Origin of the sequence: Idiomarina sp. OXR-189 (genome assembly GCF_034373425.1) — a bacterium.
Lineage (GTDB): Bacteria > Pseudomonadota > Gammaproteobacteria > Enterobacterales > Alteromonadaceae > Idiomarina > Idiomarina zobellii.
On the sequence record NZ_CP139706.1, the window covers coordinates 76,868 to 96,120 of the forward strand.

The window sequence follows — 19,253 nt, forward strand, 5'->3', positions numbered from 1 at the left end:
CAAAACTTCATCTACCCTATAGTTTACCTTAAATTGACCGGTGAAGGACAGGGCATGGATGCTGAGCAGTTATGTTTATTAATGGGGGCGTCAAAGGCGCCAAACAAGGTACAGAAAGCGGCAAGGGAATGTTCCTCTATTGCCGAGCTATCTGAACGATGGGGGCAATCGTTTAAACCGGTCGACCCTAAATGGGTGAAAGCGGCGAAAGCATGGACACAACCGGAGCGGCAGGGGGTTATTTCGTATTTTTGTGATGACTATCCTGAGTCGCTAAAGTCTATTCAGAATCCGCCGTGGTTGCTGTATTACCGGGGGCGCAAAGAATTACTGCAAGGCGTAGGTGTGGCTGTTGTCGGCAGCCGAAAAGCATCGCACAGTGGTTTGCAAATTACGGACTGGATAGCAAAAGACTTAGTGGCTGCTGGTATTGTTGTGGTGAGCGGTTTGGCAATGGGCATTGACGCACAGGCGCACAAAACTGCGGCTGATAAAGGCAAAACCATTGCGGTGCTTGGGACAGGAATAGATCAGTATTACCCACGTAGGAACAAGTCCTTACAAGACTTTATCGCTCATCAGGGGCTGCTGATTTCTGAATTTCCGCCGGGACAGACCGCCAGAATTGATCACTTCCCGCGCCGCAACCGTATTATTAGTGGTATTAGTCAGGCTGTTGTGGTGGTCGAGGCGGCTCGTAAAAGCGGCTCTCTGTCGACGGCTATTCATGGTCTTAATGAAGGTCGGGAAGTGGGGGCGGTGCCGGGCTCTGTGCTGATGCCGGAACATCAGGGGTGTCATTGGTTATTACAGCAAGGCGCTAAGCTTATTAATACACCACAGGATATTCTCGATTGGTTTGGGGTAAGCGCTACCGGCTCGGTCGATGACAACGAACCGCACGAAGAGAATCAAAGCTTGGCAAACTGCCGTTTGTTCGCTAGTCTGAATTCAGAGCCACGAACAATTGATGACATGGTACAATTGTCCGGACTCGAGGTTGCTGAAGTCATGGAGAAGATAGTGTTATACGAATTAGAAGGACTTGTGGCAGCCGTACCAGGCGGTTATATCAAAGTGGGGAGGCGCTAAATCATGTTTGATATCCTCATGTATTTATTTGAAAACTATATCCATTCTGAAATGGAAGTGGTGGTCGATCACGACGAGCTGACCAATGAATTAACGCGCGCTGGTTTCCGTGAACAGGAAATTCAAAAGGCGTTAGCGTGGTTAGAGCGCTTGGCCGACTTACAAGAGTTAGAAACTAAATCCTACATCGATGCATCAGCCACTCAGGCAACTCGTATTTATACGGCCGATGAAATGACTCGTCTGGACAGCCAGTGTCGTGGTTTTATCATGTATCTGGAAAACTTAGGCGTGTTGGACTTTGCTACGCGTGAAGTGGTTATTGATCGTGTCATGGAGCTTGAAACAACCCGCTTTACATTAGACGACCTAAAATGGGTTGTTTTGATGGTGTTGTTTAATGTACCCGGACAAGAAGCCGCTTATGATCAAATGGAAGGGCTTCTGTTCGAAGAAGCAGACGGACCCTTACATTAATGTCCGCTGATGAACGCTGCCCGCGTTGTCAGCGGCCGTTAGTTATAAAACATGTTGGCCATAACAGCTTTTTAGGCTGTACTGGCTACCCAGACTGCGACTACAAGCGTGGCTTAAGAGAACAGTCTGAAATAGAGCCGGAAAACTTAGGCGTTCCCTGTCCTGAGTGTGGCGAAGAATTGCAATTGAAAAGCGGTCGTTATGGCTTATTTGTCGGGTGCAGTAACTTCCCTGAGTGCGAATTCGTTACTGAGCCTGATGCGGGTAATGACGAGACCATTCAATGCCCTGAGTGTAAAAAAGGTCAGCTACGACAAAAAACCTCCCGCCGAGGCACCGTATTCTACGCTTGCGACCAGTACCCCACCTGCCAATTTACGGTGAATCAGCCTCCCGTGGATGAGTCTTGCCCCAAGTGTGGTTTTGCACTGCTAGTGAAGCGAAAAACGGCCTCCGGTGTGCGAAAAGTCTGTATACAAAAGCAATGCGACTATAAATCTGACACGCTATAATACCCCGCAACGATTTAACGAGAGAGAGTGCTATGTCTCACGACTGGGAAGCCGCGAAAGAGGCGGTAAAAACCGGGGTTATAGCGTACCCAACAGAAGCCGTTTTTGGGCTTGGCTGTGACCCGTCCAACGAAGTTGCTATTCAACGATTACTCAGCTTAAAACAGCGCCCTGCAGAAAAAGGCGTTATTTTAATTGCCGCTGACTACAGCCAATTGCTGCCGTACGTCGATGATACCGCTATACCGCAAGATAAACGGTTCTCCGTGCTTTCTCACTGGCCGGGGCCTGTGACGCTTATTCTGCCAGCAAGGAAAACAACGTCGCGGCTGCTGACTGGCGGGCGAGACACTATTGCTGTGCGTGTGTCAGCTCATGAAGCGGTAAGAGAGTTATGCCGTGAGCTTGGTCATGCATTGGTGTCCACCAGTGCCAACTTAACTGGCGAAGAGCCGGCACGTACCGCCGAAGAGGTTAAACAGCAGTTTGGTGATAAAGTCAGCTGGGTAATGGATGCCCCAACCGGCGGCGCTAAGAACCCGACTCGTATTATCGACCCATTTAGCAATAAGGTGCTTCGAGACGATGCATAGTAGCTATTTAACGCAAGTAAAAGACTACTTAATGGCACTGCAGGACAGTATTTGCCAACAGCTAGAAGAGGCAGACGGTGCAGAAAAGTTTCAGGAAGACAGCTGGGACCGCCCAGGCGGGGGCGGCGGACGCTCACGTATTTTGAAAAACGGCGCTGTTTTTGAGCAAGGTGGTGTGGGCTTCTCGCATGTCTATGGTGAAAAAATGCCGGCCTCTGCAACTGCGCATCGGCCGGAGCTTGAAGGTCGTGACTTTAATGCCTGTGGCGTGTCGTTGGTGTTGCACCCTAAAAACCCATTCGTACCCACTGTTCACATGAACGTGCGCTTTTTCATTGCACAAAAAGAAGGCGAGGAGCCGGTCTGGTGGTTCGGTGGCGGCTTTGACCTAACTCCATTTTATGCGTTTGAAGAAGACGTTGTTGGCTGGCATAAAACGGCTAAGCAGGCGCTAGACAGCGTTGATGAGGCTTTTTATCCAGAATACAAGCAGTGGTGTGACGACTACTTCTTCCTCAAACACCGCAATGAGGCGCGTGGTGTGGGTGGTGTCTTTTTTGACGACTTGAACGACCGACCGTTCGAAGAATGCTTTTCGGTAATAAAGGCGGTGGGTGATGCGTTTACCCGGGCTTATTTACCGATAGTTGAACGCCGTAAAGATACGCCTTACACCGAGCACCACCGAGACTTCCAGCTGTATCGCCGCGGGCGTTATGTCGAATTTAACCTGGTTTGGGACAGGGGCACCTTGTTTGGCCTGCAAACAGGCGGCCGTACCGAATCAATTTTAATGTCGATGCCTCCGCTTGTGCGTTGGGAGTACAACTGGACACCGGAGCCTGGTTCTCCCGAAGAGCTGCTAACGTCTTATTATTTGCAACCCCGAGATTGGCTGGCAGAGAAATGACGAACCCAGTGCGTTTAGGTGTTTTCGGCAACCCGGTGGCCCACAGTGTGTCACCAACTATTCATAGTTTGTTTGCAGAGCTTCGCGATGAACGTATTTTGTACGACCGAATGCTTGCAACGCCGGCTTATTTTCCAAAAGCGGTAGCGCAGTTTTTTCGAAATGGCGGTTCTGGTGCGAATGTTACCTTGCCGTTTAAAGAGCAAGCTGCACAACTGGCAAACATCTTAACGGAAAGAGCCCAGGTTGCTGGCGCAGTAAACACTTTAATGAAAGTCGGTTCAGGCTTTGTTGTTGGAGACAACACCGACGGTGAAGGTTTAGTTAAGGACCTAAATAGCAAAGGTTTTAGTGTAAGTGGGCGCTCACTTGTCTTGTTGGGTGCGGGCGGCTCGGCTCGCGGCGTGTTACCGGCATTACTGAGTTTGAATCCGGCGAAGGTGTATTTGGTTAACCGAACGTTGGAGAAAGCCCAGGTGCTTAAGCGACTGCTTGTCGATTTGAGTGCTCACGGTGCCGAAAATATTCAGGTTGTATCAAATGCCGACAGTATTAACGAACCGATTGATGCCGTCGTAAATGCCACCAGCAGCAGTCTTCACAATATCGACATTCCATTGCCGGGGAGCTTTGCAGACAATGCCTGGGGCTATGACTTAATGTACAGCGAAAGCTCCACTCATTTTCTTAAGCAACTAGAAAATGCTGGTGTTAAAAACCGCGCAGACGGCTTGGGTATGTTAATTGAGCAGGCGGCGTCCTCTTACCAATTATGGATGGGTGGTGAACGACCGGATACGACCTTTGTTATGTCTAAGCTAAGAGCTAAAACCTATTGATTTATAAGCAATTTACGAAAAGGTTTATAAGGCTCAAAAATTACCGAACAAAAGAATATAAAAAAATGGATTTTGGTAGTAGATCATCCCGAATTTTGTGGTAGTCTGTTTGACCGGTTTGGGAAAGTTTTTCAGTCTTGCTGAAACCTAAATCGACAAGTTTCCACAGTGAAGCTTGAATGATAAAAATAATAAGGTATGTCAGGGTACCTGCCGTTTTAAACCCCTCTATATCAATAAGTTAGCTATTTTAAAAGACACGGGGAAACTTTGTTTTCTGACTGTGGCGAAACTCGTTGTCAACAAACATATCAACAGCTTATGCACAGGGTGTTCAGTGGTGCGAAACCCTCAGATGTGGCATCCTATAGGAAATGCTTAATCGGACACAAAACCTATGTCGGCAACAGTTCCTGAGAACCCCTTTATTCTTGTTGATGGCTCATCGTACTTATTTCGTGCTTTTCATGCGCCACCACACTTAACCAACTCGAATGGCGAGCCTACCGGCGCAATATATGGCGTTGTAAACATGCTTCGAAGCCTTTTGAAAAAGTATCAGCCGTCGCACATGGCGGTGGTTTTTGATGCCAAAGGCAAAACCTTTAGAAGCGATATTTACGAAGAATATAAAGCTCACAGACCGCCAATGCCGGATGACCTCAGAAGCCAGATAGAGCCGCTGCACAATATCGTAAAAGCTATGGGCCTACCGCTGCTTTGTATTGATGGTGTCGAAGCCGACGATGTTATTGGCACATTAGCCCAGCAAGCGGGTGACCAAGGACGTTTCACCTTAATTAGCACTGGCGACAAAGACATGGCGCAGTTGGTAAACGAGCATGTCATGCTAATTAACACGATGACTGATACCTTGCTTGATACCGACGGTGTTGAGAAAAAATTTGGGGTTAAGCCTGAGCAAATTATTGATTACTTAGCGCTTATGGGCGACAGCTCAGATAATATTCCGGGTCTTCCAAAAGTGGGCGAAAAAACAGCGCAAGCGATGCTTCAGGGCATACCCAGTATTGATAAAATTTACGAGGACATTGAGGCGGTAACATCTTTGTCATTCCGCGGTGCTAAGTCGATGCCGGACAAGCTTCGTGAGTACAAAGATCAATTACTCATGTCGCGAGAGTTGGCCACCATAAAGCTCGATGTAGAGCTACCCATGCACCCGGATGATCTCGATATTCAGCCGGCAGACTCTGAAAAGTTGGCTGAGCTTTACGGTCAGTGTGAGTTTCGCCGTTGGTTAGGCGAGCTCATGGAGCAAGGCGCTGCAACAGACCAAGCGCTGGGTGAAGAAAGCTCCGATAAGGTCAGTAGCGATATCTCTTCGGAGAATTATAGAACTCTGCAAACGGAAAAAGAGGTAGAAGACTATTTAAACAGCCTTTCCTCGGCTGAGTTTGTTGCTTTTGACACAGAAACCACCAGTTTGAACTATATGCAGGCTGAGTTGGTAGGGGTGTCACTGGCTACTGAGCCAGGTAAAGCGGTGTATATTCCGGTGGGGCATGACTACATGGATGCCCCTGAACAAGTCAGTCGTGACTGGCTGCTGGAAAAGCTGAAACCCATTTTAGAAGGCGATAGCCCGAAAAAAGTAGGCCAGAACTTAAAGTATGATGCGCATATTTTACGCCGCTATGGCATTCGCTTGGGCGGTATTTTAAATGACACTATGCTGGCGTCTTATGTGTTTAATAGCGTAGGGTCACGCCACGACATGGACACTTTGAGCCTGCATTATCTAAACCATAAAACGATAAGTTTTGAAGACATTGCTGGTAAAGGCGCAAAACAGCTGACCTTCAACCAAATTGAACTGGAGAAAGCTGCGCCTTATGCAGCTGAAGACGCAGACATAACCTTACGCCTGCATGAAGTGCTTTGGAAAAAAGTCGAAGAAACCGGTAGTGAGCTGCAAAGTGTTTTAACCGATATCGAAGTACCTCTTATTTCGGTGCTGTGCGATATGGAGCAATACGGCGTTCGCATTGACGCTAATTTGCTGGGTAAGCAAAGCCAGGAAATTACCGAAAAACTGGCTGAGCTTGAGAAAAAGGCGTTCGATATTGCCGGTGAAGAGTTTAATTTAGGCTCGACCAAGCAGTTACAGCGTATTTTCTTCGAGAAGTTGCAATTGCCTGTTATTAAGAAGACGCCTAAAGGAGCACCGTCAACCGCGGAAGAAGTATTGCATGAACTGGCGCATGACTATCCGTTGCCGGATGTGATTTTGCAGCATCGTAGCCTGTCTAAATTAAAGTCGACGTACACTGACAAACTGCCGAAAATGATAAACCCGGATACGGGACGTGTGCATACCTCGTATCAGCAAGCGGTTGCCGCAACCGGACGACTGTCATCGACGGATCCGAACTTGCAGAATATCCCAATTCGAACCGCAGAAGGACGCCGCGTTCGCCAGGCGTTTGTTCCGGAAGGTGGCTATAAAATAGTGGCTATCGATTACAGTCAAATAGAACTGCGTATTATGGCTCACTTGTCGCAGGACAAGTCTCTGTTGAATGCGTTTGCCGAAGGACTGGACATTCACCGGGCAACGGCAGCAGAAGTCTTTGGATGCAAAACTGAAGAAGTAACTGATGAGCAGCGTCGACAAGCTAAAGCAGTAAACTTTGGGCTTATTTATGGTATGTCGGCATTTGGTTTGGCGCGTCAGCTTGGTATTGCTCGTAACGATGCACAGCATTATATGGACAAATATTTTGAGCGCTTCCCGGGCGTGTTGAAGTATATGGAAGACACGCGTAAACAAGCGAAAGAGCAAGGGTACGTTAAGACCTTATTTGGTCGTCGTTTGCCTTTGCCGGACATAAAAGCAAGTAACGGAGCGCGTAGAAAAGGCGCTGAGCGCGCAGCTATTAATGCACCAATGCAGGGCACTGCGGCTGATATTATTAAAAAGGCGATGCTGCAGGTGGCGGACTGGATAGATACAAATAACTGCAAGGACGATGTGCGCATGCTAATGCAGGTTCACGATGAACTGGTCTTTGAGATAAAAGAAGCGAAGTTGGACGACTATATTAAAGAATTAACGGCAGTTATGGAAAACGCTGCACGCCTTGATGTGCCTCTAATTGCAGAGGCAGGCAAAGGAAAAAACTGGGATGAAGCACACTAGATTCAAAAAAAGATGAACTTTTTTTGAGCACCCTAGTCAGATTAATTGAGGGAAATAATCCACCCTCAACAAATTGTTCTCCCTGGATTACTTTTTACCCGGCTCTCTTGAGCCGGGTTTTTTATGCGCTTTTCTTAGTCGAGCTGTTATTGCTTTTGTCCTGCGCAGGCATCCCCGCAAGCCCGGAGCGGCCCTTTCGGTTAGCAAACCAAACCCCAACCAAAATGGCTGCCATGCCGACACCATGCTGAAGCCAGAAAGGTTCACCGTCTAGTACACCCAGCAAAACCGCAACAACCGGAATAAGGTACGTTACTGAGCTGGTAAATACTGTGTTCGTTAAACGAACCACATGGTTAAAGATAACCAAGGCACCGGCCGTACCAATAATTCCTAAAACCAATATCGACACTAAAGACAGCATTGCGCCCGGTTGTTGAACTTGCGTCATAAAGTCAGTGCCAGCAAATAGATAAATCGTTGCGGGTACTGCAGCCATTAATAATGAAATGCCGGTTATTGTCAGTGGTGCGAGGTCGGTTATTTTATGCTTTATCAGATTCAGGTTAAGGCCATAGCAAACGGTTGCAGCCATGACTAACAGTGCGTAGAGATTAAAGTTCCAGCCGCCGTTAGCGGATGCGGTAATGAGCAACAGCGTGCCACCTAAACCAATAATAATGCCGATAACTTGAGCAATACGAGCAGACTGGTGAAAAAACAGGGCACCGATAACCAGTGTGGTGATAGGTGTAAGTGCATTCAGCACGCCGGTGACACCGCTGGCCAGTTGCGTTTGTGCAATTGCGAACATGAAAGCCGGTATGAAGCTACCGACTAACCCAACGCTGGCTAATTTCAACCAGTGTTTACGCGTTATTTTATTCAGACGCTTCGCAATAAAAGGTGCTAAAACAATGCCGGCCGAGCTGATTCTTAGCGCACCGACTTCCATTGGACCAAAAGCGATAAGCCCCTTTTTAATCAGCAAAAATGAGCTACCCCAAATAAGAGACAGCAGCCCTAACAGCAACCAGGCGCTTAATGGGTGTTGGTTATCCGTCATCTTGGCTGCCAAACCACTCATTAAGTTTGTTTTCGAGCTGCTCGACGCCAATGCGCTTTAATGACGAAAAGGCTTCGACCTGAACATCTCCGTTGAAGGCAATAGCGGCTTGTCGAGCTTGTAGAACGGTTGATTTGCGAGGACCTTGTTTTAACTTGTCTGCTTTTGTCAGCAACGCCAGTACAGGAATGCCGCAGTCAGCAGCCCAGTAGATAAGCTCTTGGTCGGTTTCACGGAACGGGTGGCGAATATCCATGAGTACTACAATGCCTTTTAAGCTGTCGCGTTTTTGCAGATATTCAGCCAAGGCTTTTTGCCATTTCTCTTTAACAGCCATAGGGACTTTGGCGAACCCGTAACCAGGTAGGTCGATAAGTCGCTCTCCGCTATCGAGCTCAAACACGTTAATTAACTGCGTCCGGCCTGGCGTCTTACTGGTTCTGGCCAGCGACTTCTGCCGTGTAAGCGTATTGAGAGCGCTTGACTTGCCGGCGTTTGAGCGTCCGGCAAAGGCAATCTCTATTCCCGTATCAGGCGGTAATTTGGTAATATCCGGCGCACTGGTAACAAAGCTGGCGCTTGCGTAGTTCAAAGGTTTCATCGACACAGATAGGGTCACTTATTGGTTAAAAAGGCAAAGACAGATGCCATTATGAATGATCTGAGCACGTCAGCCAACGATGAATTCCAGATAGATTAGCTATTAATCATTTAATCCACACAAGTTTTGTGTAAAATAGCAACCTGTTTAAGGTGATTTGTTGGGGCGCATGGCGCCATCCAGAACAGAAGAGAAGCAAACATGAAAAAATTCGCAATCTTATTGGGACTTTTCTTCGGTACCACGGGTATCGCATTAGCGCAAAGTGGCGATGCCGAAGCTGGTAAAGAGAAATCGCAGGTATGTGCGGCTTGTCATGGGCCCAATGGTGAATCTCCGACCGATATGTACCCGCACCTGGCCGGTCAGCATGAAAAGTATCTGTTAAAGCAATTAAAAGACTTTAAACTGGCGTCTGAAACAGGCGGCGAAGAAGGTCGAAATAACGCCGTAATGATGGGCCAGGTTGCTAGTCTGTCTGAGCAGGACATGGCCGATTTAGCCGCGTTTTACGCGTCACAAGACGAGCCAAAAGGTGAAACGCCTGAAGACTTAATAGCCAGAGGCGAAGACTTCTTCCGTCGTGGTAATCCTGAAAGTAACATCCCGTCATGTGCGGGTTGTCACGGACCTCGTGGTAACGGAATGGGCTTAGCGGCATTCCCGGACATTTCAGGTCAGCACGCAGCTTACACTAAGTCTCAGTTGGAAATGTTCCGCAGCGGCGAACGCGCAAATGACCCTAACGGTATGATGCAAGGCGTTGCTGAAAAGATGACAGATGAAGAAATTGAGCTGATGTCAAAATTCTTAAGTGGATTGTATTAAGCCTCTTAAAAAGTAGATAAACATTCTAAAAGCGGCTCCGGTTATATATAGTACCTTGAACTATGTATATTGTGTATTAAGGCAGAGAAATCTGCCTTTTTATTTGACAACAAACACTTTAGCATTATAGTGTATTGTATGTTTAATGTGTATAAAGGAATGAACCTTGTCATCGGTTAAAGTCAAAGCAACTATCGTAGAAGATAATACTGGCATTAAAAGTCAGCTCCCCATCTTGATCACCGAACAAGGTGAAGTTGGTTCAGTTACCGATTACTTGCTAAAGATGGAAGCTGAGGGTGCTAGTAATGCTTTAATGAATGGTTTTATACAAGCCACTTCTTTGCTCTTGGATTACATGGAAGCCAACAAAGGATTATTTGAAGATCCTAAAATGCTATTCCAAACCTTTGCTAAGCGTCTTTACACAGGCACCATCGGTGAAGATGGTTTAGATCCCTCTGGCTTGTACTGGGTGCCAAGCTCAACTGATAACGTAAATAAACATATTCATCGATTAACGGCATTTACTGATTGGCTGGCTAACAAGCTTGGCGAAGAGTCAATGAACCCTTTGCGAGATGCCACACCTCATGAGCAACGCTTGAATTATGCGGCATGGTATCGAAAAAACCAAAATGACTTCCTTGGGCATATTGAAGATAAAACCGTTAATAGAACCATCCGTAAAGCTCGCACAATGAAAGGACGCACTCCATTGACGAAAGCCGAAGACGATGCTTTAGCATTCCCAGATAAGCATTGGGAATCATTCTATAAAGATGGTATTGGCGGAGCAAAAGATCCGCGAGTTGCGTTGAGAGATAAGCTTATGTTGCTCTTAATGCACGGTGGCGGTTTGCGTGAAAGCGAAGCTATTATGCTGTGGGTGACTGATGTACTTGAAGATCCGTATGACCCTGAAAAAGCGATAGTTCGAATTTACAACGAAGTCGATGGTAAAGCACCCGAAGGTTGGCGTAGTCGCTCAGGGACAAAAACCAGAGAAGCCTATTTACAAGAAAAATACGCTCGTATACCACGCAAACGAATGAAAGGCACGGCATACGTTGGCTGGAAAACAAGAGTTGTAGACCATCGAGATAACTACATACAAGTTCAGTGGTTTCCAACGGATTATGGCAAGGTTTTTATGTCACTGTGGAAGAGTTACCAAAAATATCGAGCCAGTATTGACTGCCATCACCCCTATGCGTTCATTTCATTCCATCACAGCGCCCTTGGAAACCCATACACTTTGAATGCGTTTCACCAAAGCTATGCAGCGGGATTAAGGCGCATTGGCTTAGAGCCAAACAAATCGGAAGGGTTCGACCCGCACGGTCATCGTCATAGCTATGGCAGACGCTTAGAGCGTTCAGGACTTAACCCGTTGGTGATACGACGATGTATGCACCATAAATCACTGGAGTCTCAAGTTCCCTACACAGGTAAAGGGCAGCAGGAAATTTCCGATGAACTCAACAAGGCCACGCTACAACTGGCAAATCCTGAGTCCAAAGTAAAATCGCTAGATTGGAAAGAGTTGGTCGAGCACGGTTTTGACGATATTGACCCGCAAGGCTATTTCACAGGCAAGCATCCGAAATTACGAGGTAAATAATGGCAAAAAAAGGCAAGAAACGTGACGGACGTGCATCAGACTTAACGTTTAAATGGATGCTCACCACCCTTGGCCCTGAGTGGGAGCAATGGCAGGAATTAGCCGCTGAGTGGATGGCGACACAACATACGGGGGTTAACGACAAGCGTAAAGCGTTGAGCCGTTTTTTTGAGTCCTACCTGTTGGAGTACGCTCCCTATGCAGCTGATGTTGGTCTGTTTTTCAAGGGCTACAATGGCCATATCTGCTCCACTGAAGAGCTAGAAGCTAGATTGAGAAAAACTATTAACTCCCCCTGGCAAGTATCAATGTCTATCAACTACCCCTGTGACTTCATTAATTACGTCATTGAACATCATCTATCTGAAGAAGATGATAGCGGCAACTTAATACCACTGGTTCGCAATCCGCTGAACAAAATTAATAGGCAAGACTCACACACTGAAACCGTACGTAACCCACTTCCGTATCGTTACATCCAAGACCTGCGCCAAATTCTGTGTCCATTGCCAGACAAAGCGGAACTGACAGTGATTGAGCAAAACCTACCACAAGGCGAGTCGTTACTGCCTAGCTATCACTACCGCCATTTCAAGCATTGGGCATGGGCGCAAGAGCAGACAGGGCAAGGCAAAGCAGGTGGAAGTGGCGATTGGTTTGAAGTTGAGCCTGACTTGATTGATAAAACCGACCCCGATTGCGTGTGGCGTACCAAAGAGGTGACTAGAGATAATAAAAGAATCACCCTCCACCAAATCTGGTCACCTGTCAAAGCGATGGTTATATTTATGAAGCTGCATCTGCCACTGCGCACCTATCAGGTGTCCATGTTAGACAGCGGTGAAGCGGATACGTGGCGCTATGAAAGCGGTCATTGGAAGCTCAATGACAAGCATGACTTTGCGCTCGGTAGCGAAAAGCGTCCTTTTGGTAAAGGCATCTTTCGCCGTATCCATGACACCATGACAGGGCAATATTCCACAGGTTTGTATGTCAACACCAACAAAACCGCCGACCAGAATAAAGATGAACTAGAACGCGGCTACATCATCCCTTGGCAGAATGAGGAAGTATTATATTGGCTGGAAAAACTGCGTAACTGGCAAGAGAAATACAACCCAATAGCTAACCCTACCGACTGTGCTGCATTGCTTCACAAGCACATTGGGGCGAGAAAATCAGACAAGCAGTTAGAGAGCATGGGTGAAATCGCCTTTCTCTTTCGGGATGCGTCAGCGAAAGGAGATGACAAATACAAACCATCTTATGGGGGAGTGGCTCTGGCACCTCTTTGGTATCAACTCTTGCTAACACTGGAAAACCAGCTTGCTGAGCAAGGTAATACGCTTGATAATGGAGAGCGACTTAAACTGGTTGTGGATTACCCAGAAGACACTCCAGAAAATGCTAAGGTTGCCACAAATTTCCCCCTGCACAGTTTGCGAGTCTCACTCATCACGGCATATACGATGGACACGCAATTGCCACTACCTGTCATATCCAAACTACTGGCAGGGCACTCGCGTATCCTAATGACCATCTACTACAACAAAATCACCCCGTCCGTGATGGCGGAAAAAATGAGTGAAGCCGAAGGGGAGCTTGAGGGTAAAGCTAAGCAGTCAGTGCGCAACTTCCTCAAAGATGCCTCACTAGCGCAAATTCAATGCAATATGGTCTACCACAAAGAAGATAGCATTCAGGCGGCATTAGTTAACCGTAACCCCATCGGCTGGGAGGAGCGTTCATCTGGCCTATGTTTGGTCGGAGGCAACACCGTAAAATCCGATGAAGTCAGTACGCTGGGCGGGTGCTGGAACGGTGGTGAGTTAATTAGAAATGCAAGTGCTGCCGCTCATCGCACCTATGGCAGCGTACCGCATGGCCCTGAAAACTGCATTCGTTGCCGTTGGTTTATTACCGAGGCGCGATACCTGCCGGCGCTTAACGCGCAGTTTAATCAACTCAGTTACAAGGCGCACCAGGCGGCTAACCTATCGGTTGAAATCGAAGGTGAGCTAGAAGCACTCAAAGACGAGCAGTTCTTCTGTGAAGAGCAAGGTAAACCCTTCACCAAACACAGTGAGCTACAGACGCTGCAACGCCGCCATGAGAAGCAGCAAGTCGAAGCGGATGAGTACGCAAAAGACTGGATAGCGTGCTTCGAGCTAATCAGCAAAATCATTCGTGTCGAGGAAGCCAGAAATGAGGATGACACCAAAGATAAGCTGATTGCCGTGGGTGCGGAGCAAGATATCAGCTACGCCTTGAAGTTTATCGAAACCGACTCAGAGCTTTTACACCTCTCCTTGCTATGTGACGATGCCGAATTCTTCCCTGACTTGCAGGATGAACTTCGTAAAACGCCCGCTATTGAAAAGCGCTCCCGCCAACTTAGTCGTGCTCTGATAAAGAAAGGCTTTGAGCCTATCTTTATGGAAATGGATGAGAAACAGCAGCTAATCGCTGGTAATGCCATTCTACGCCAAATGGCAAAGATAGCCGACCCTGACGATAAAATGGAAGGCTACCGTAAAGTGGCTAATTACATCGAAGCGGGTGAATACCTTGAAGAAAACAAACTATTTAGTGCAGGTATGAGTGCGCTCACTGGTAAAGCATTGCACCTCGAAAATCTCACCCAACCTGCGCTCTTGGAGGGTTAATGGACATTAATATTGATATCATCTTGGCTGACTTAAAAGACGACAAAGTGCCAAGAACCCAAAAAAACCTAGATAAGCTTAACGACATCCTGAAAGCCTATGTAGAATCGGGGCAGCGTGATTTCTCCATTACACAAATGGGGCGAGTATCAGCAGCAGAGGGTGGCCCAGGTTACGAAGCGTTACGAGCAACCAAAAACAAGCACTACCGCACCTTGATTGAAGCATGGGCAGCAAAGTGCAAAACAACCACCAAAAAGCCGTTATCGTCAACCTCACGCTCTAAGTCTGTTCCACAGGATAATAAACTGCTTGAGCGTATTCCAGACACTGCGGTACGGGCTTTATTTGGTCAGATTATTGCCGAGCGCAACCGTTATCGCAAAGAGGTTAATCTGCTAAAACAGCACGCGAATATTACCATTGATAAGCGTCCTGTACGTCAGTTTGATGCAAGCGCAGAGCCGAGTGTTGAAGTCTTGCCTTCACTATCTGGCATCTTGACCGAATCCGAGAAGAAAGCCTTAGCCTACGCTATCTCTGACGAATGTATGGAAAAACATAACTGGCAAACCACACAAGCTGGCCAAGTAAAAGACATGGAATACAACATAGAAATATTCCCTAGAGGCTTTGCGACAGGTCTACGCAAGTTGTTAGGTGAGGTAGATGATTAATGGCGAACGGTCCGCAAAGAGCGCAGCAGAACCTCGAAGCATTTGAAGTATGGCAAGCCACTCAAACTGATGATGACTTTAAGCAGATCGCCTTTAAAGGCAAGCTCAACCGCATCGAAGTAGCAAAAGGGGTCGGTTGCGGCAAGTCTGCCCTTAACCAAAATCCAGCGCTTAGAAAAGCGCTCAAGGCATTAGAAGACAAACTGCGTGATAAAGGTATACTCCCGCCACTGACCGAATCTGCAAAGAGCAATGCTGACAAACCAAAGCAATACGACAACACGGCTAATCGCAAGCTGCTCGACTCAAAACGAGTATCGACCTTAGAGGCTGAAAACATTGAGCTAAAAGCCAGAGTTAAAGAGCTGGAAGGTAAACTGGAGCGGTTTGGCGAACTGAATGAAACCTTGTCAGAAATGGGGTTCATGCCACGATGAATGTTGCACTCCATCAAGACCAAATGCGTGTCACGAGTATTCCTTACAGCTCTACCAAAATGGTGATATTCAGTGGCGTGCCACTGAAAAAAAACTCATACAAAACTAACAGTGGCAAGTATTACGTCACCATCAAAGCTGATCCAGATGCCATCCCCGTTCAACCAGCCCTCGGCCAACACTGGTCGGTTAAAGGCCATCGTTTAATAGAAGAAATGGAAACGGGTGATTACGTGATGCAGCAGCATACCTATGAATCACCAGAACACATCGAATGCAGCCTGCCAGAAACGGGTGAACAGCTTATTCGCTTTATTGCCAGAGAAAGTGATTTCAAAGGTATCGGTGAAAGTAAAGCTAGAGCACTCTGGGAACTGTTAGGAAAGGATTTTCACCCAACGGTTGGAAAAGACACTCGTGAATCAAGAGAGCGCCTTAGAAGTGTCCTGAGTGAAGATTCTATCAATGCGTTATTTGAAGGTTACGCCAAATATAAAAATCTGGCCTACTGCAACTGGATGACCGAACACAAGATACCAGCAAGTATTCAGCAGCGCTTATTGAAGCATCATGGAGAAGAGTCCATTGAGGCTATTAAACAAAATCCGTATGTCCTTATTGGGTTTGGGATGTCGTTTACGGATGTCGATAAACTGGTTAATTTTGACCAGTTTAAGATCACAGCTTGTTATCACCGCAGACTAAGTGCCGCACTTGAAACCGCGATTCGCAAAGAGATTGAGAAAGGCCACACCTATACAACTCAAGCGTGCTTACGCCTATACCTAACCAAATTGCTCAAAGATAAGGAACTGGTGACGGAAGCGTTTAAAGCAGGTCACAACAAAGCGCAATACATCCTAAACCCCGACACAGGCTCTTATCATCCAACCGCCCAGTTGTTGATGGAAAATGTCGTTGCCAAACGACTTAAAGCACTAGCTAATCAAAACAACCTTTATGACGAAGTTGCAAATTCTGCATATTGCTCTTCGGTTGGTGAATTACCATACGAGCTAACCAAGAAACAGATTGAAGCAGTGACAACGTGTTTGGATAACGCCGTGAGCTGTATTACGGGCGGAGCTGGCACAGGTAAAACGACGGTACTTAGAACCGCACTTCGAGCCTACCATCAAATGGGATTTGAAATACATGCGGTCGCGCTGAGTGGCCGAGCTGCTATGCGCTTGCATGAGTCAATTGGCTTTATCACCTCAACTATCGCTAAGTTATTACGTAGAGAGCCTATTGAGCCAAGTTCAGACCAGCCAAAGCATTTACTGGTAATAGATGAAGCCAGTATGATTGACTTGCCAACCATGTATCGCCTGGTCAACCATATTCACCCATCGGTTCGTATTATCTTTACTGGCGACCCTGACCAGTTACCACCTATAGGGTGCGGCAAGGTTTTGGCTGATATCGTTCTATCTAAAGCCATTGCTAATACTATGCTAGATATCGTTAAGCGTCAGAAAGGCTCAACGGGTATTCCTGAATACTCCAAGCTCATTAATCAAGGTATCGTGCCTGAAAAACTAAGTACGGGGGCTATTCACTTCCACGAAACGGCAAAGAGCGACATTGCTCAAGCCTGTTGTGAGTTGTATCAGCAATCACCTGAAAATAGTCGCGTCATGGCACCGACCAAGGCACTCGTTGCTGAAATTAATAAACTGACCCAAGAGGCTGTTAATCCAAGCGGTAGAAGGCTTGAGTTTGAAATGCACGGTGAGAGATTCTTTCAAAACCTCAGATTGAATGATGCGATTCTATTTACGCAAAACCACTATGATAAAGGCATTCAAAACGGCTCTCTTGGTACGCTTACCAGTATTGACTCATCAGGTGAAAGTTATGGTGAAGTAACGCTGGATACGGGCGATAAAGTTGAGGTCACACAATCCGTGCTCGATTGCATGGAGTTGGGTTATGCAATAACTCTTCACAAAGCCCAAGGTTCTCAATTTCCAAGAGTAATCGTTGCACTTCAAGCGGGACGCATTGTTGACAGGGCTTGGTTATATACAGCAATCACAAGGGCCGAGGCTGAAATTCATCTTGTTGGCACAGAGGATGATTTCAAGAAAATTATAGAGACGATGAGCAACTCGCATAAACGCAATAGCTACTTGAGTGAACTACTACACCAAAATTAGCAAAGCTGCAAAACATCACCCAAATTTATCACCACGAACAATCGCGGCTTACAACCCGTTGCACTTTCATGTAACCACCAGCTTCAGCAGTCATACAATTAATTGATCGTCAGCTATGAGCGAGAAGCGGAAGTTCTTTTCCATCGCATACTAAAATTCAAGCCGTTTCAATAGATTTGCAGCAGACAAATGCGTCGTCTAGTATCAGGTTTTCCTAATCTGATTTTGGTAGTTATTAAGAGTGTAACGCAATAGGGGCTTTAATGAAGATAGCAGTCATACTAGGAAGTTCGCGTTCGGACGGAAATACCCGACAGCTCACTGATAAATTTGTAGCGCAAACCAATGCTGTCTTCTTTAACTTAGCGGATTACGAAATATCAGCTTACGATTATACGCACGAAAATAAAGGCGACGACTTTTTACCACTTATTCGTGAACTAGTTAAATTTGATCATCTAGTGTTTTCCTCACCCGTTTATTGGTATTCAATGTCAGCACTACTAAAGACTTTCTTCGATCGTTTGTCAGATCTTTTAACTGTGAACAAAGAGCTTGGTCGGCAGCTAAAAGGCAAGTCATGTTCAGTCTTGTCAACGGGCTTCGACATTGAATTGCCTCAGTGTTTTGCGCAGCCATTTGAACTGACTGCTAACTACATGCATTTGGTTTACAAAGGTTGTGACTATATTTCCATACAATCGGAATCAGACTTGTTGAACGTAAATAGATGTGTGACTGAAGCTTTAAAAAAGCTAAATTAAAACGGATTCGTAAAGGATTCATTAACAGTATAAGCGGCAACAGGCACTAACCGGACTGTCAGCTTTGAGCGAACAGCGGACCTTCTGACTTTCAGCCTACTCCAACTAGTGACTAGCCGTTCCGTTATTCGTCAGTGTGGGTGTCGCTAGCGGTGCACGGCACATTCACGTCGGCAATATTGCGCGTTTTGTTGTTGTGTTGTGTATTTAAGTCGTTTACTGTCAGTGACATAACAAAAAATGAAGGTTGGATATTGTGCGCTAGGTAGAGTGTAACTGAGCATTCTCAAATAGCCTTTGCTAACTCGGGACTTTTCAAGTCAGGAATGCCTGCTTGATCAGTAAGTTAAGAACCGAAAACTATCAATTGGACGAGTTTCTATATGCGCACGCACAATATACAAATGTTAAGTGGCCATAGATAAATCGGAGTAATAATGAAATTTGGGAACACTACGCCAATATTAAGAAGCTTCGATGAAATTAAGGCTAAAGAATTCTATTTGAAATTTCTGGAATTCGATTTAGATTGGGAGCATAGATTTTCTGAGGATTTGCCACTTTATATGCAAATTTCAAAAGGTAGTTGCGTGCTTCATATATCTGAGCATCATGGAGATTCTAGCCCCGGTACGGCGCTACGAATCCAAGTAAGTAATCTAGAGGCGTATCGCGAGCTATTGCTTGGTAAATGCTACAAGTATTCTAGGCCTGTCATACAAGAAATGCCTTGGGGAAGCAAGGATATGTCTATTTCAGATCCATTTGGTAATAAGCTTGTTTTTACCAGCGCAGTTAGCACTTAACAAACGTGTCATGTCGGAACTCCGTTCCAACGCTTC

General features: G+C 46.4%; 17 protein-coding genes. 15 read left to right on the forward strand and 2 right to left on the reverse strand.

What is annotated here, in order from left to right:
• Positions 1-54: 54 nt before the first annotated feature.
• From dprA to polA, 7 genes are all read left to right on the forward strand, one after another.
• Positions 55-1,092 carry a DNA-processing protein DprA gene (gene dprA / locus UM402_RS00355; RefSeq protein WP_322295364.1) on the forward strand — a complete coding sequence of 346 codons (1,038 nt, stop codon included), beginning with the start codon at positions 55-57 and terminating at the stop codon, positions 1,090-1,092.
• Positions 1,093-1,095: 3 nt separating this feature from the next.
• Positions 1,096-1,569 (forward strand): DUF494 family protein, encoded by a 474-nt coding sequence (locus tag UM402_RS00360; RefSeq protein ID WP_058576479.1) that lies wholly within the window; start codon positions 1,096-1,098, stop codon positions 1,567-1,569.
• Positions 1,569-2,081, forward strand: coding sequence for a type I DNA topoisomerase (locus tag UM402_RS00365; RefSeq protein ID WP_058576480.1), 513 nt, complete (start codon positions 1,569-1,571; stop codon positions 2,079-2,081). The genes UM402_RS00360 and UM402_RS00365 overlap by 1 nt, the downstream gene beginning before the upstream one ends.
• A 32-nt stretch (positions 2,082-2,113) precedes the next feature.
• The gene (locus UM402_RS00370) at positions 2,114-2,674 is read left to right on the forward strand and encodes an L-threonylcarbamoyladenylate synthase (protein ID WP_058576481.1); all 561 of its coding nucleotides are present in this window, start codon (positions 2,114-2,116) and stop codon (positions 2,672-2,674) included.
• The gene (gene hemF, locus UM402_RS00375) at positions 2,667-3,584 is read left to right on the forward strand and encodes an oxygen-dependent coproporphyrinogen oxidase (protein ID WP_058576482.1); all 918 of its coding nucleotides are present in this window, start codon (positions 2,667-2,669) and stop codon (positions 3,582-3,584) included. The genes UM402_RS00370 and hemF overlap by 8 nt, the downstream gene beginning before the upstream one ends.
• Positions 3,581-4,423 (forward strand): shikimate dehydrogenase, encoded by an 843-nt coding sequence (gene aroE / locus UM402_RS00380; RefSeq protein WP_058576483.1) that lies wholly within the window; start codon positions 3,581-3,583, stop codon positions 4,421-4,423. The genes hemF and aroE overlap by 4 nt, the downstream gene beginning before the upstream one ends.
• Before the next feature lie 397 nt (positions 4,424-4,820).
• Complete coding sequence (polA, locus tag UM402_RS00385; RefSeq protein ID WP_058576484.1) at positions 4,821-7,586, forward strand: DNA polymerase I; 2,766 nt, start codon at positions 4,821-4,823, stop codon at positions 7,584-7,586.
• 121 nt (positions 7,587-7,707) lie between these two features.
• On the opposite strand, the gene UM402_RS00390 is transcribed toward polA, so the two are convergent.
• Positions 7,708-8,673, reverse strand: a complete 966-nt coding sequence (locus UM402_RS00390; protein WP_322295365.1) for a DMT family transporter — start codon at positions 8,671-8,673, stop codon at positions 7,708-7,710.
• Positions 8,642-9,253, reverse strand: coding sequence for a ribosome biogenesis GTP-binding protein YihA/YsxC (yihA, locus tag UM402_RS00395; protein WP_416182890.1), 612 nt, complete (start codon positions 9,251-9,253; stop codon positions 8,642-8,644). Before yihA ends, UM402_RS00390 begins: the two co-directional genes overlap by 32 nt.
• 201 nt (positions 9,254-9,454) lie before the next feature.
• On the opposite strand from yihA, the gene UM402_RS00400 reads away from it, so the two are divergent.
• The 8 genes from UM402_RS00400 (at position 9,455) to UM402_RS00435 (ending at position 19,217) form a co-directional block, all read left to right on the forward strand.
• Entirely contained in the window at positions 9,455-10,081 is a 627-nt protein-coding gene (locus UM402_RS00400; RefSeq protein ID WP_053954122.1) for a c-type cytochrome, read from the forward strand.
• 166 nt (positions 10,082-10,247) lie between these two features.
• Positions 10,248-11,705, forward strand: coding sequence for a gamma-mobile-trio recombinase GmtY (gene gmtY / locus UM402_RS00405; RefSeq protein ID WP_058576487.1), 1,458 nt, complete (start codon positions 10,248-10,250; stop codon positions 11,703-11,705).
• Positions 11,705-14,371 carry an integrase family protein gene (locus tag UM402_RS00410; protein WP_058576488.1) on the forward strand — a complete coding sequence of 889 codons (2,667 nt, stop codon included), beginning with the start codon at positions 11,705-11,707 and terminating at the stop codon, positions 14,369-14,371. The genes gmtY and UM402_RS00410 overlap by 1 nt, the downstream gene beginning before the upstream one ends.
• Positions 14,371-15,048, forward strand: a complete 678-nt coding sequence (gene gmtX / locus UM402_RS00415) for a gamma-mobile-trio protein GmtX (protein ID WP_058576489.1) — start codon at positions 14,371-14,373, stop codon at positions 15,046-15,048. Before UM402_RS00410 ends, gmtX begins: the two co-directional genes overlap by 1 nt.
• Positions 15,048-15,485: a VPA1267 family protein gene (locus UM402_RS00420; protein WP_034823170.1), complete on the forward strand. Its 438-nt coding sequence runs from the start codon at positions 15,048-15,050 to the stop codon at positions 15,483-15,485. Before gmtX ends, UM402_RS00420 begins: the two co-directional genes overlap by 1 nt.
• Entirely contained in the window at positions 15,482-17,647 is a 2,166-nt protein-coding gene (locus UM402_RS00425) for an AAA family ATPase (protein WP_058576490.1), read from the forward strand. Before UM402_RS00420 ends, UM402_RS00425 begins: the two co-directional genes overlap by 4 nt.
• A gap of 263 nt (positions 17,648-17,910) precedes the next feature.
• Positions 17,911-18,411, forward strand: a complete 501-nt coding sequence (locus tag UM402_RS00430; protein ID WP_058576491.1) for a flavodoxin family protein — start codon at positions 17,911-17,913, stop codon at positions 18,409-18,411.
• Positions 18,412-18,848: 437 nt separating this feature from the next.
• Positions 18,849-19,217, forward strand: a complete 369-nt coding sequence (locus UM402_RS00435; protein ID WP_058576492.1) for a glyoxalase superfamily protein — start codon at positions 18,849-18,851, stop codon at positions 19,215-19,217.
• The last annotated feature ends 36 nt before the right edge of the window (positions 19,218-19,253 follow it).